The 13330-nt window shown below is 64.3% G+C and carries 11 protein-coding genes and 2 pseudogenes; 6 read left to right on the forward strand and 7 right to left on the reverse strand.

Annotated features, from left to right (window positions below):
* Nucleotides 1-27 precede the first annotated feature (27 nt).
* The 3 genes from CKW37_RS29530 to CKW37_RS29540 all read right to left on the reverse strand — a co-directional run bounded on the left by CKW37_RS29530 (nucleotide 28) and on the right by CKW37_RS29540 (nucleotide 3030).
* Nucleotides 28-828, reverse strand: coding sequence for a class II aldolase/adducin family protein (locus tag CKW37_RS29530; RefSeq protein ID WP_095159643.1), 801 nt, complete (start codon nucleotides 826-828; stop codon nucleotides 28-30).
* Between the two features lie 64 nt (nucleotides 829-892).
* Nucleotides 893-1837 carry a D-isomer specific 2-hydroxyacid dehydrogenase family protein gene (locus CKW37_RS29535; protein WP_095159644.1) on the reverse strand — a complete coding sequence of 315 codons (945 nt, stop codon included), beginning with the start codon at nucleotides 1835-1837 and terminating at the stop codon, nucleotides 893-895.
* On the reverse strand, nucleotides 1834-3030 hold the full coding sequence (locus CKW37_RS29540) for an acyl-CoA dehydrogenase family protein (RefSeq protein WP_256587889.1): 1197 nt from the start codon (nucleotides 3028-3030) through the stop codon (nucleotides 1834-1836). Before CKW37_RS29540 ends, CKW37_RS29535 begins: the two co-directional genes overlap by 4 nt.
* 300 nt (nucleotides 3031-3330) lie before the next feature.
* On the opposite strand from CKW37_RS29540, the gene CKW37_RS29545 reads away from it, so the two are divergent.
* The 3 genes from CKW37_RS29545 (at nucleotide 3331) to CKW37_RS29555 (ending at nucleotide 6393) form a co-directional block, all read left to right on the forward strand.
* Nucleotides 3331-4296, forward strand: a complete 966-nt coding sequence (locus tag CKW37_RS29545; RefSeq protein ID WP_095159645.1) for an ABC transporter substrate-binding protein — start codon at nucleotides 3331-3333, stop codon at nucleotides 4294-4296.
* A 16-nt stretch (nucleotides 4297-4312) separates the two neighbouring features.
* Nucleotides 4313-5275: an aliphatic sulfonate ABC transporter substrate-binding protein gene (locus CKW37_RS29550; protein ID WP_095159646.1), complete on the forward strand. Its 963-nt coding sequence runs from the start codon at nucleotides 4313-4315 to the stop codon at nucleotides 5273-5275.
* Nucleotides 5276-5352: 77 nt separating this feature from the next.
* Nucleotides 5353-6393, forward strand: a complete 1041-nt coding sequence (locus tag CKW37_RS29555) for an NADP(H)-dependent aldo-keto reductase (RefSeq protein WP_095159647.1) — start codon at nucleotides 5353-5355, stop codon at nucleotides 6391-6393.
* 128 nt (nucleotides 6394-6521) lie between these two features.
* Here the strand turns inward: CKW37_RS29555 and CKW37_RS29560 are convergent, their stop codons facing one another.
* Both CKW37_RS29560 and CKW37_RS29565 read right to left on the reverse strand, forming a co-directional pair.
* Entirely contained in the window at nucleotides 6522-8036 is a 1515-nt protein-coding gene (locus tag CKW37_RS29560) for a nucleobase:cation symporter-2 family protein (RefSeq protein WP_095159648.1), read from the reverse strand.
* Between the two features lie 131 nt (nucleotides 8037-8167).
* Nucleotides 8168-9526: an 8-oxoguanine deaminase gene (locus CKW37_RS29565; protein ID WP_095159649.1), complete on the reverse strand. Its 1359-nt coding sequence runs from the start codon at nucleotides 9524-9526 to the stop codon at nucleotides 8168-8170.
* Between the two features lie 572 nt (nucleotides 9527-10098).
* Here CKW37_RS29565 and CKW37_RS29570 point away from each other — a divergent pair.
* The 3 genes and pseudogenes from CKW37_RS29570 to CKW37_RS33380 form a co-directional block, all read left to right on the forward strand.
* Nucleotides 10099-10578 (forward strand): GNAT family N-acetyltransferase, encoded by a 480-nt coding sequence (locus tag CKW37_RS29570; RefSeq protein ID WP_177454495.1) that lies wholly within the window; start codon nucleotides 10099-10101, stop codon nucleotides 10576-10578.
* A gap of 34 nt (nucleotides 10579-10612) precedes the next feature.
* Nucleotides 10613-10726, forward strand: a pseudogene (locus tag CKW37_RS33375) (IS5/IS1182 family transposase); the annotation flags it as partial.
* 14 nt (nucleotides 10727-10740) lie between these two features.
* Nucleotides 10741-10863: pseudogene (locus CKW37_RS33380) on the forward strand (LysE family translocator); the annotation flags it as partial.
* A 111-nt stretch (nucleotides 10864-10974) separates the two neighbouring features.
* Here the strand turns inward: CKW37_RS33380 and CKW37_RS29585 are convergent.
* Together CKW37_RS29585 and CKW37_RS29590 are read right to left on the reverse strand one after the other, a co-directional pair.
* Nucleotides 10975-12558 (reverse strand): rhodanese-related sulfurtransferase, encoded by a 1584-nt coding sequence (locus tag CKW37_RS29585; RefSeq protein WP_095159650.1) that lies wholly within the window; start codon nucleotides 12556-12558, stop codon nucleotides 10975-10977.
* A complete protein-coding gene (locus CKW37_RS29590; protein WP_095159651.1) occupies nucleotides 12555-13163 on the reverse strand; it encodes a cysteine dioxygenase in 609 nt (202 codons plus the stop codon). Before CKW37_RS29590 ends, CKW37_RS29585 begins: the two co-directional genes overlap by 4 nt.
* Nucleotides 13164-13330 lie beyond the last annotated feature (167 nt).

Raw genomic sequence — 13330 nt, forward strand, 5'->3', positions numbered from 1 at the left:
CGCGATGACCTTGAACATCACAAAAAATCAATGCTTGTAGCCATCCCCCTCCCGATCCAGTTGCCGAATCAGCGCATCCCAATGCCGCTGGATCCCCGGGTTGTTGCCATCAAGAAACGCCGCCGTCTGCTGCTTCACTTTCTCGATCGCCGCTTCCGGCGCAAACAGCAGGTCGGCATTGCCGCCCGCCTGCGCGGCGATCTGGATATTGCAGGCGCGCTCCAGGCCATGCAGCTCGCGGAACGCATGTTCGACACTGCTGCCGCCGGTGAGCAGGCCGTGGTTGCGCAGGATCAGGATGTTGCTGTTGCCCAGGTTAGCCACCAGGCGCACTTGCTCGTCGAGGTCCAGGGCCACGCCTTCGTAGGTGTGGTAGACGACCCGGCTGTAATAGGCCAGTGCATGCTGCGACAGCGGCAGCAGGCCATCGCGCTGCGCCGACACCGCCGCGCCATCGCGGGTGTGGGTGTGCAGCACCGCCTTGAGGTCCGGGCGGGCGCGGTGGATGGCGCTGTGAATCACGTAGCCGGCCTGGTTGATGCCCAGCCCCAGCGGGTCGTCGATGATCGTGCCGTCGACGTCCACCTTGACCAGGTTGGACGCGGTGATTTCATCGAACAGCAGGCCATAGGCGTTGATCAGGAAGTGCTCGTCCGGGCCGGGCACCCGTGCCGAGAAGTGCGTGTAGATGTGGTCGGTCCAGCGAAACAGCGCAGCCAGGCGGTAGGCGGCGGCGAGTTTGACCCGCACCTCCCATTCTTCGGCGCTGACCCGCTGGCGGACGCTATCGAGGTCGGAGGTAACGGTCAGAACGGAAACGGCAGTCATTGCAGTGCTCCCCACGCGCCAGGCGGCGCGTCAAGTTCATAGGTTCAGGTTCGAGGGTTCAGGTTCAGTAGCCGCGCTGGTGGTCCACCAGATTGCGCAGCGCTTCGCCCTGGTGATAACGGCGGAAGTTCTCGACGAAATCCTCGGCGAAGCCGCGGATGCCCTCGGTGGAAATGGCGCAGGTGTGGGGCGAGATAAACACCCGCGGGTCGCTGTACAGCGGATGGCCGGCGGGTAGCGGCTCGGGTTCGGTGACGTCGAGCGTGGCGCGGCCGATCCAGCCGGCTTCCAGCCCTTCGAGCAGGGCCTGCTGATCGAGCAGGCCGCCGCGAGCAATGTTGATCAGATGCAGGCCGGGCTTGGCGCTGGCCAGCACGTTACGGTTGATCAGGCCACGGGTCTGCGCGGTGAGGGGCGCGGCGATAACCAGATGATCGGACTCGGCGAACAACTGGTGCAGGTCAGCCACCGCCTCGACCGGCACGCCGGCGTCCAGCGGCTGGCCCGGCCGGCCCAGGGCGATCACCCGCAGGCCCAGGGCATGGCCCTTGGCGGCGAGGGCGCGACCGATGCTGCCCAAACCGAGGATGCCGAGGGTCTTGCCGCGCACCGGTTGCAGCGGGGTGAAGCTCCAGTCGTCGTCCTTGACCCAGATGTTCGGCAACTGCTTGGCCGCCGAGAAAATCGCCGCCAGGGCAAACTCGGCGACCTGTTCGGCATTGCTGCCCTTGCCACTGGTGACCGGCGGGCCCTGGAACAGCCAGTCGGGATAGAAGTCGATGCCCGACGACACCAGTTGCACCCAGCGCAGCGACCACGGCCAGCCCGCAGGCGGCTGATCGACGCGACGGCCACGCACGTTGATCGGACGCACGATCAGTACGTCGGCGCGCTCGGCATTGAATTGATCCGGCGAGAGGTCCAGCACCCGGTGCTCGGGCAGTTGCTGGCGAATGTAGTCGTTGGCCTGCGCGTCGAGCTGGCTGGCGATCACGCTGATGGTGCTCATTGGCTTGCTTCCTCGCTGAGGGCCGCGCGGCCGGTGCCGTGGAACACCACGTCGTCCTGCGGGGTGTGAATGCGGCTGCACAGCACGTCGCGGTAGTGCCGTTCCAGCGGGTTATGGCGCGACAGGCCGGGGTTGCCGGTGGCCTCGATGGCCAGTTCCACCGCCTGGATCGCATTCTGCGTCACCAGTTGCTTGAGCTGCCCGGCGTTCTTCGCCTCCACCAGGCCGGCGGCGGCAGAGTCCAGCAGGTTGCGGTTGGCGAACAGCAGGGTGTCGATGCGTCCGACCCGCTCCTGGAAGCGGGGCAGGCTGGCCAGCGACTGGCCGAGGTTGGACGGCACCCGTTCGCGCAGGAAGGTCACCAGCCAGTCGCGCGCGGCCTGGGCCACCGCGTCGTAGATGCTCGACAGCAACACCGCCATCCACACCAGGCCTTCGCCGTCCAGCTCCGGGCGCGGCGCGCTGGCCGGGCTGACCGCGACGGCGTGGTCGAGGGGCAGCAGCACGTTGTCGAATTCGACGCGGTGGCTGCAGGTGGCGCGCATGCCGAGGTGGTCCCATTCATCGACGATACGGATGCCCGGCGTGTCCTTGTGCACCAGGAAGCCGCCCACCAACGGGTCGGCGTCATCGCTGCGGCCCCACACCAGATACCACTCCAGGCCATGGCTGCCGGTGGAATACAGCTTGGTCCCGGACAGCCGCCAGCCGTCGGCGGTGCGCCGGGCGATGGTCGCCGGCAGGCCGCCGCGGGCCGGGGTGCCCAGTTCCGGTTCGACGCGGAAGGCGTTGATCAGCGCGCCGTTCTCCACGGCTTCGCGGGCCAGTCGCTCGCGCAGGTGGGCCGGCCAGCGCTGGTCGTCTTGCAAGCGGAAATGCTGCAGGTACTGCATCACCAGAATCAGCGCGGTGGACGGCTCGCCCTTGGCCACCGCGGCAATCACCTTGCGTGCGCTGGGCAGGTCGGCACCGCCGCCGCCCAGCGCCTTCGGCACGGTCAAGCCGAGCAGGCCATGGCGTTGCAGCAGGGCGAAGTTGGCGGCGGGGAAGGCACCACTGCGGTCGTAGTCGGCGGCACTGGCCGCCAGCTCGCGGGTGATGGTCGAAAGCACGACCGGGTCCAGGCCGGACGGGGCACTGTCCGACAAGGTCGGCCGGTGCAGCGGGACAGCAGTGGCGGAAGACTGGCTCATCAGGCACTCATCGCATAAGACGCAGGGAGCGCCCCCGAGGAGCGCCGTTCACCCACCCGGGACAGCGGATCCATGCCGGTGGGGCTTATGACCGTATGCTTGGCAAAGTGCTATGTAAAATTCTTTATGGTTCTAAGCTAATGGCGAGAATGAAAAATTGTTCGCATATTAGGTTATGACCAAAATGCATTTCACTGATTATCTGGGTGTCGGTACAGTCTGCTGACATTCGCGACACATGGCGGATGGAACCCAGAACCTGACAACAGGCTGTAGTCCAGCCTCCAAGGAGTGTCCGCGATGATCCCTTTCAAACGAATTCTGGCGCTTGGCGCCGCCGTGCTGCTGGCCGGCCAGGTGCTGGCCGCCGACCGCCTCGAACTGCGCATCGGCGACCAGAAAGGCAACATGCGCGCCCAACTGGAAGCCGCCGATGCCCTGCGCGATTTGCCCTATGACATCCGCTGGGCCGAGTTTCCCGCCGCCGCACCGCTGGCCGAGGCATTGAATGCCGGGGCGATCGATGCCGGCATCATCGGCGACGCGCCGTTGCTGTTCGCCCTGGCCTCCGGGGCGCAGGTCAAGGCCATCGCCGTGGACAAATCCGATGCCTACGGCACCGCGGTGCTGGTGGAACCGAAGTCGGCGCTGAAAACGGCCGCCGACCTCAAGGGCAAGCGTATCGCCACCGGACGCGGCTCCATCGGCCACTATGTAGCGCTCAAGGCCCTGGCCAGCGCTGGTCTCACCGAGAAAGACGTGGAGTTCCGTTTCCTCGGCCCGGTGGACGCCAAGGTCGCCCTGGCCAACGGCTCGGTGGATGCCTGGGCCACCTGGGAACCCTACACCGCGCTGGCCGAGTTGAGCGGGCAGGGCCGGGTGCTGGTCAATGGCCGCGGCCTGTCCAGTGGCAACAGTTTCCTCGCCGCCACCGACAAGGCACTGGCCGACCCGGCCCGCCGCGACGCCCTGCAGGATTACCTGACACGCCTGGCCAAGGCCCAGGACTGGGCCAACCACAACCTCGACAGCTATTCGAAAACCCTGGCGCAGATCATCGGCTTCCCGGTGGAAGCCGCGCGCCTGCAGTTCGAACGCCGGCAACTGCGCTGGCAGGCGGTAGACGCCAAGACCATCGGCGAGCAGCAGGAAACCGCTGACTTCTACCAGGCCCATGGCCTGATCGCCGAACGCCTCGATGTGAAACCGACCTTTGCCAGCGGCTTCGTCCTGCCGGCCGCCGCCACCCTGACTCAAACCCCCTGAAACCGGAGCTTCCCGCATGATTCCATTCCAGCGTCTGTACCGGCTGGCCGCCGCCGTGGTGCTTGGCGCCAGTCTTGTCGGCACGGCCAGCGCCGAAGAAACCCTGCGCATCGGCTACCAGAAATCCTCGACCCTGCTGACCCTGCTCAAGGCCCAGGGCGATCTGGAAAAGCAACTGGCCGGGCAGGGCATCACTGTCTCCTGGCATGAATTCGCCAGTGGTCTTCCGCTGCTCGAAGCGCTCAACCTGGGCAACGTCGATGTCTCGGCGGACGTCGCCGACACCGTGCCGGTGTTCGCCCAGGCCGCGGGTGCCAAGCTGACCTACTTCGCCCGGGAGACCCCGTCGCCGCTGGCCCAGGCCATCCTGGTGCCGGCCGATTCGCCGCTGAAAAGCCTGGCCGACCTCAAGGGCAAGAAGATCGCTGTGACCAAGGCCGCCGGCAGCCACTACCTGCTGATCCAGGCCCTGGCCAAGGCCGGATTGAACTTCAGCGACATTCAGCCGGCCTACCTGATTCCGGCCGATGGCCGTGCCGCGTTCGAGAACCGCAAGGTGGATGCCTGGGTCACCTGGGACCCGTTCGTCGCCAGCGCCCAGCGTCAGCAACATGCGCGGGTGTTGAGCAATGGCGAGGGCCTGTCCAACTATCAGCGCTATTATCTGGCGTCCAGCGACTACGCCAAGGCCCACCCCGAAGTGCTGAACACCCTGTTCACGGCGCTGAGCGGGGCGGGCAAGTGGATCAAGGCTCACCCGACCGACGCCGCCAAGGTGCTCGGGCCGCTGTGGGGTAACCTGGATGTGGCCACGGTCGAGCAAGCCAATGGCCGACGCAGTTATGATGTGCAGCCGGTGCAGGCCGACAACCTCGCCGAGCAGCAGCAGATCGCCGATGTGTTCTTTGCCCAGGGCCTGCTGCCGCGCAAGATCGACGCCAGCGCCGTGGAGCTTTTCAAGCCCGCCGTGCAGCGCTGATACCGTCACCGATCCAGGGCCGCTGGCACCTCTCGGGGTGCCAGCGGCCTTCGCCGTTATCAACCAAGGAGTGATTCATGGAAAAGCGTCAACTGGGCAACAGCGGAATCGAAGTCAGCGCCATCGCCCTCGGCACCATGACCTGGGGCGAGCAGAACAGCGAGGCTGAAGCCTTCGAACAGATCCGCGTGGCCCGCGAGGCCGGGGTCAACTTCCTCGACACCGCCGAGATGTACCCGGTGCCGCCGATCGCCCGGACCTACGGCGAAACCGAGCGGATCATCGGTAACTACTTCGAGCGTTTCGGTGGCCGCGACCAGTGGGTACTGGCGAGCAAAGTGGCCGGCCCGCACCGTATCGACCACATCCGTGCCGGCAATACCCGCCTCAACCGCGCCAACATCACCGCGGCGCTGGAAGAAAGCCTGAAGCGCCTGAAGACCGATTACCTGGACCTCTATCAACTGCACTGGCCGGATCGCCAGGCAAACTTCTTCGGTCAGCTTGGCTACGTGCACGACGCTGACGACAATGAAGCCGTCGCCATCGAAGACACCCTGGAAGTGCTGGCCGACCTGGTGGCCTCGGGCAAGGTGCGGCAGATCGGCCTGTCCAACGAGACGCCGTGGGGCGTGCAGCGTTTCCTGCATCTGGCCGAGACCCGTGGCTGGCCGCGCGTGGTGTCGATCCAGAACCCCTACAGCCTGCTGAACCGCAGCTACGAAGTGGGCCTGGCGGAGATTTCCATTCGTGAGCAGGTGGGGCTGCTGGCTTATTCGCCGCTGGCGTTTGGTGTGTTGTCGGGCAAATACCTGAACGGCGCGCAGCCGGCGAAATCGCGCCTGACCCTGTTCGATCGTTTCCAGCGCTACAACAATCCGCAGGTGGAACGTGCGACCGCAGCCTATGTGGCATTGGCGCAGGAGCACGGCGTTGACCCGGCGCAACTGGCGCTGGCCTACGTCACCAGCCGCCCGTTCGTGACCAGCAACATCATCGGCGCAACCACCCTTGAGCAGTTGCACAGCAACCTGGGCAGCGTTGAGGTGAACTTGACCGAAGAGTTGCTGCGCGGGATCGAAGCGATCCACGTAGAACAGCCGAACCCTGCGCCGTAGCAGAAATACGCCGGCCCCTCCTGTAGGTATGCCGGCCCCCCCCTGTAGGAGCGAGCTTGCTCGCGAATGCCTCAGTCAACTCACTGACGCATCGCGAGCAAGCTCGCTCCTACAGAGAACAGGCTGGCTCAGTGCACCTGCTCGACACTCCTTTTACGTGGCGCATGATCTTGCTCATGCGCCTCGTCACTTTCCACGATCGGCACTTCCTTGCCGTCGCAGTCAAACAGCTTGCCGTCGCGGAAGAAATCGCCATCGTTCAGGCCGGAGATGTCCGTGTAGCGCAAGGTGCGCTCACTGGCAGCGGCGAACACTGATTGATTGTCCGAATTGCCAGCCCGCAGGTGGTTGAACAGCAGGTTGAGCAGGATCGCCATGATCGCTGACGAGCTGATGCCGGAGTGGAAGATGGTTTCGACCCAGGCCGGGAAGTGGTGATAGAAGCTCGGCGCGGCGATCGGGATCATGCCGAAGCCGATCGAGGTGGCCACGATGATCAGGTTCATGTTGTTGCGATAGTCGACCTGCGCCAAGGTGCGAATGCCGCTGGCCGCGACGGTGCCGAACAGCACCACGCCGGCACCACCGAGAACCGCGGTAGGCACGGCGGCAACCAGTCGCCCCATCACCGGCAGCAACCCCAGCACCACCAGAATCATCCCCGCATAGGCCACCACGTAGCGACTCTTGACGCCAGTCACCGCCACCAGACCGACGTTCTGCGCAAAGGCGCTCTGGGTGAACGAGCCGAACAGCGGCGCCAGGGCGCTGGAAATCATGTCGGCACGCAGACCGTTGCCGAGGCGTCTGGCGTCGACCTTGGTGTCTATGATTTCGCCGACGGCGAGAATGTCCGCCGACGTTTCGACCATGGTCACGACGATCACGATCAGCATCGACAGGATGGCCGCGAGCTGAAATTCCGGAGCGCCCATCGGCAGGATGCCGGGCAACGCCACCAGCGGACCGTCGAAGGCCTTGGAGAAATCAGCCATGCCAAAGGCCATCGCCACCAGGGTGCCGATAAGGATCGCCAGCAGAATCGACAGGCGCGAGAGGCTGGCGCTGCCCAGCTTGCTCAGCAGCAACACCGTGGCCAGGGTGAACGCCGCCAGGGAGATGTTGGCCGTGCTGCCGAAGTCGGCGGCCTGACTGTTGCCACCCATGGCCCAGCGCGCCGTGACCGGCATCAGGGTCAGGCCGATCGTGGTGATCACGATCCCGGTGACCAGCGGCGGGAAGAACTTGATGATTCGCGAGAACACCGGCGTGATCAGCAGGCCGACGAACGACGACACCATCACCGCGCCGAACACCACTGACAGACCGCCAGTACCGTTATTGCCGATGATGGCGACCATGGTCGCGACGCTGGCGAACGACACCCCTTGCACCAGCGGCAGGCGACAGCCGAAGAAGGGGATGCCGAGGGTCTGCAGCAGGGTGGCCAGGCCACCGGCGAACAGCGACGCGGCAATCAGCAGGCCCACGTCGGTGGCGCTCAGGCCGGCCGCCTGGCCGATGATCAGCGGCACGGCGATCATGCCGCCATACATCGTCAGCACATGCTGAAGACCGTAGGCCAGGTTGGCGCCGACGCCGAGGTTCTCGTCTTCCGGGAGGGATGAAGCAGGAGAAGTCATGGTGAATAGCTCGCTTTTGTTTTTTTGATGCGTCTAACAGCACGGTCTCAGTCGCACGGGATGAATACGGTGAAGGCAAGGCAGCAGTGATCCGGCTGCTGCGCCGTTGCGGGCGCAGCGACTGGGGTGGGTTATTCGCCGATGACCAACTGGCGGGCCAGTTGGTTGTGGCGTTCGAGTACCAGCGGCAGATCGATGGTGGTGATGCGACCATCCTTGACCACCACGCGGCCGTTGATGACGCTGGTGTGAACCTGGGTCGGCGTGCAGAACACCAGCGCCGCCAGCGGGTCGTGATGGGCGCCGGCGTAGGACACATGGCCCAGGTCGAAGGCCACGAAGTCGGCGATCATGCCCGGCGCCAAGGCGCCGATGTCATTGCGGTTGAGCACCTTGGCGCCACCCAGCGTGGCGATTTCCAGCGCCTCGCGAGCGGTCATCGCATCCGGGCCGAAACCGACGCGCTGCAGCAGCAGGGCCTGGCGCACTTCGCCGATCATGCTGGCGCCGTCGTTGGACGCCGAACCGTCGACCCCCAGGCCGACCGGCACGCCGTGGTCGCGCATCTTGCGGATCGGCGCGATGCCCGAGGCCAGGCGCATGTTCGAGCACGGGCAGTGGGCGACGCCGGTGCCGGTGCGGGCGAACAGCTCGATGCCATGCTGGTCGAGCTGCACGCAGTGGGCGTGCCAGACGTCATGGCCGACCCAGCCGAGGTCTTCGGCGTACTCGGCCGGGGTCATGCCGAATTTCTCGCGGCTGTAGGCGATGTCGTTGACGTTCTCCGCGAGGTGAGTGTGCAGCGACACCCCGTACTGACGCGCCAGCACCGCCGCTTCGCGCATCAGGTCGCGGCTGACCGAGAACGGCGAGCAGGGCGCAACCACCACGCGCAGCATCGAGCCATGGCTGGCGTCGTGGTAATCCTCGATCAGGCGCTGGGACTCCTTGAGGATGTCGCTTTCCTTCTCCACCACCGAGTCAGGCGGCAGGCCGCCCTGGCTGCGGCCGACGCTCATGCTGCCGCGCGCGGCGTGGAAGCGCATGCCGATTTCCCCGGCGGCGTGGATGCTGTCGTCCAGCTTGCAACCGTTGGGGTAGATGTACAGGTGGTCGCTGGAGGTGGTGCAGCCCGACAGGATCAGTTCGGCCATCGCGGTTTGAGTCGACACCGCGATCATTTCCGGCGTCAGGCGTGCCCAGATCGGATACAGGTTGGTCAGCCAGTTGAACAGCTCGCCGTCCTGCGCCGCCGGCACCACGCGGGTGAGGCTCTGGTACATGTGGTGGTGGGTGTTGACCAGACCGGGGATGACCACCTTGCCGGTCATGTCCAGGATCACATCGGCGTGCTGCGGCAGCTCATCGCTGGGGCCGACCTGCTTGATCACGTTGTCCTCAATGTACAGGCCGCCGCGTTTGATCTCGCGGCGTTCGCCGTCCATCGTCACCAGAAGTTCGGCGTTCTTGACCAGTAATGTCTTGGGCATGGGTGTTCCTCTCCTGTTGGGAGTCTTGTTTTCAGCTGGAATGTGTACCGGCACCCGGTCAGCGACCCGAGCAAAGCCCGTGCCGCCCGGCGCTGTATGGGAATACGGCGTTGCCGGCGGGCTCGATCAGTGCGCGAACGCACGCTTGGGCTCGGCGCAAGGAGATGTCCTTGGCGGGCTCAGGCGGTGGCGAAAGGTATTGGGTAACAGGTCCGGGCCGTCCTGCGAGTCGCGATTGGCCGGAGCCAAAGGGACGAGGAGGGGGACAGGGATGAACGACATTCGGAGATGACGCTCGAGGGGGGCGAGCAAGTGTCGGTGTTGCATGGCTAAGACCGTCGCAATACGCATCGGCGATTACCGATGTCGTAGGCGTGGATTAGTGTAAACAGGATTTTTTTATTTTGTATACAGGAAATCGGGTGACGGGCTTTCCGAGGGGCGCTGCTACCCGACGGGTGTAACGGGTGCAGAGCGGGTTCGGCTACAGTGGGCCGTTAAGATCGTTGCCCGCATCAGGCCCCTGGTTCGGGTAACCCAGTGAATTGAAATGTTATGGAGAACGACCGCTCGTGCACATCCGACTCACCGAAACAAAAGACTGGAGGCTTCTGAAGTACGTCCGTCTCGCCGCGCTTCTTGATGCACCCACCGCATTTGGCGTGAGTCACCAGACGGCTGCCGCCTACACCGATGAACAGTGGCAAGAGCGTGCGTCTTCGCAGGGAACGCAATTCTGGTTGGCGTTTGACGGCGACGAACCCATTGGCATGATTGGCGCTGCGATTAGTGACGCGGGGCGCTTTAACCTGATTGGCATGTGGGTCGTGCCCGTGGGTCGGGGTTCAGGAGCGGCGGCGCTATTGGTAGAGGCGGTAAAGTCTCGGGCTCTGGAGCGTGGGTTTGAGCGGGTCTATCTGGACGTCTCGCCGGAAAACGCCAGGGCTGCGAATTTGTATTTGAAGCAGGGTTTTTCGTTTATTGATGAGTGGGAGCCTTTGCACAGTCATCCGCATATCGTGGTGCAGACGATGGTTTGGGCGGGTGATTGAACAGAACTGGTCAGCAGCGTGGGCGATTTTCTGTCAGAACCGCCGAATCGTGACTCGCTTCGACAAGCTCGCAAAAAGTTATGGTGCGATGGTCTCGCTGGCCTGTGTCATGCGGTGTCTGCGACACCTGTTTTCAAACAGAGCCTAGTGCCGTTACGAGCTTCTGGAACCTGGATCGGCGGTTGGCTTGAGCGGAACCCGACAGCGCAGCGCATGCAGCGCTGGCTGTTTGGGGGATTGCTGATTGGTTTTGCGGCGCGTCTGGCGTTCATGCAGCAGGCTTGACTGGTCGTGATTCCCAAAAATCGAGCGCCGTCGGTGCGGCGCTCGATTTCATTGGTGCAGAAGACTTCCGTCATGCACCTGATGGCCTTGGCGAAACGCATTTCCCTCCACTCAAATCACATAAAACCCGTGAGTCCCATCCCGCCCCAACTGCTCGACCAGACCAAACTCCCAATCCAGATACCCTTGCATGGCTTCACGCGGGTTATCGGTGCCTTCATACGGCCGGCGATAACGGTCACTGCGCGGTACCGCAAGGCTCGTTTCGCCATGTTCCAGCGGACGTTCTTCGGCGATCCAGCGACCCGTGCCGCCTTCCAGCAAGAACACCGGCTTGCGCGTCAGCGCCTGCAAGTCCACGGCGGCAAAGCGCGCCAGCAGGCTGCTGCCGCAGGTGACCACATACCGCTCAGCCACCGGCAGATTTTCCAGCGCCTGCGCCAGTTGCGCGCGAATCGCCCAGTGCGCGCCGGGAATATGCCGCTGCACGTAGTTGGCGCTGGTGGTGAAGTCCAATAGCACGGTGTCGCCTTCGTCCAGCCAGGTCTGCAGTTGCGCGGACTGGATCGACGGCGGCTGGGGCAGGGCTGGCAGCGGTACCTGCCATTCGCCGGTTTCGCTGAAGTCGGCTGCTTCCAGCCCGTCCAGCACCGCGACCTGCCAGCCCATCTGCGCCAGCCACGAGGCGCTCATGTTGGCGCGTACGCCGTCATCGTCCAGTAGCACGATCCGTGCGCCGCGCACGCTGGCGCTGTGGTCGGTTTCCTGCACCAGTTGCCCGCCCGGCACCGAGCGGCTGCCCGGCAGGTGGGCCTTGGTGTATTCCTCCGGTGTGCGTACGTCGAACAGGTAGGTGGTGCGGTTGGTCTCGGCCTGCCAGGCTTGCAGGCCGCCTTTGGACAGACGCGCCACGCCGGCTTTATCGGCCACGGCGCGGGCACGGCTGGCCGCGCTGGCGCGGGTATCGGCGCTGACGGAAGCGAAGCGCTGCGACTGGCCGTGAGCCAGTTTCTGCCCGGCCAGGGTCCAGCCGATGGTGCCGTTGCGCAGGGCTGACACCGGGTTGGGGATGCCGGCGTTCACCAGCGACTGGGTGCCAATGATGCTGCGGGTCCGCCCGGCGCAGTTGACGATGACCCGCGTGGCCGGATCCGGCGCCAGTTCGGCGACCCGCAATACCAGCTCAGCACCCGGCACGCTGATGCCGCCCGGGATGCTCATGGTCTGGTATTCGTCGAAGCGGCGGGCGTCCAGCACCACCACGTCGGCCTTGTCATCCAGCAATTGCTGGACTTCCTCGGCCGCCAGCGACGGCGTGTGGCGCTGGCTTTCGACCAGTTCGCCAAAGGCCTTGCTCGGCACGTTGACGTCACGGAACAGTTCGCCGCCAGCGTCGCGCCAGCCGGCGAGGCCGCCTTCGAGCACGGCGACATCGGTGTAACCGAGGGCCAGCAGGCGTTCGGCGGCGAGGGCGGCAAGGCCTTCGCCGTCGTCATACACGGTCACCGGCGTGTCGCGCCGGGGCACCCGGGCATAGACCTCGATTTCCAGTTTCGACAAAGGAATATTGGCCGCGAAAAGCGGGTGCTCCAAGGCGAAGGGCGCTTCTTCGCGCACATCGATCAGGGCGAGTTCATGCTTGGCCAGCAAGTGCTGGCGCAGCTCGGCGTAGGAGCGGGTAGTCGCGGTGCTCATGGGGCGGGGTTCTCTTTGGACAGGTCCCAGATATTGGGCAAGCGGGTGTTTGAGTAGCCGGAGATAAAGGGCTTTTCACTACCGTCGGCGAGGTAGACGGCCCGTTTTACCGCGCCGATGTTGGCGCCATAAACGTGGATGCTGATGGAGACCTGATCGTCATGGGCGTTGCTGACCTGGTGGATGTCGCCGATGCGTGGCGATACCGCTTCCACCTGGCCCGGCGCCAGGCGCACGGGGTCGCCGGCCGAGATCAGGGCGCCGCTGTCGGTGCGGGCGAAGCCTTGCGAATATTCGGCGCCGCGCAGCATGCCGATCAGGCCCCAGACCCGATGGTCGTGGATCGGCGTGCTCTGGCCCGGGCCCCAGACGAAGCTGACCACGGAAAAGCGCTGGCGCGAATCGGCATGCAACAGGAACTGTTGGTAACGGGTCGGATCGGGTTGCGCCAGCTCCTCCGGCAGCCAGTCGTCGTGAGCGACCAGTTGCTGCAACAGGTTCTGGCCACGGTCGAGAATGGCGGCTTCCTCGGTTTCCTGGTCGAGCAATTCGGCGAGGTTACCGATGAACTGGCGAAGGCGGTCCAGGCGTAGCGGTTCGGTCATGATTCAGGGCTCAGGCTGCGGTTTTCGAGAACCCTAGCAACCGCCAGATGATTCTCAAAATTCAAATTCTGCATAAGCTAATATGCGTAAAGAGAATTTTAAAGATCAAATATTATTCTTTATTTTTTATATTAGCTTATGCCGGAAAAGAATTTCACAACGGAGGA

The organism is Pseudomonas sp. Irchel 3E13, assembly GCF_900187455.1.
Classification (GTDB): domain Bacteria; phylum Pseudomonadota; class Gammaproteobacteria; order Pseudomonadales; family Pseudomonadaceae; genus Aquipseudomonas.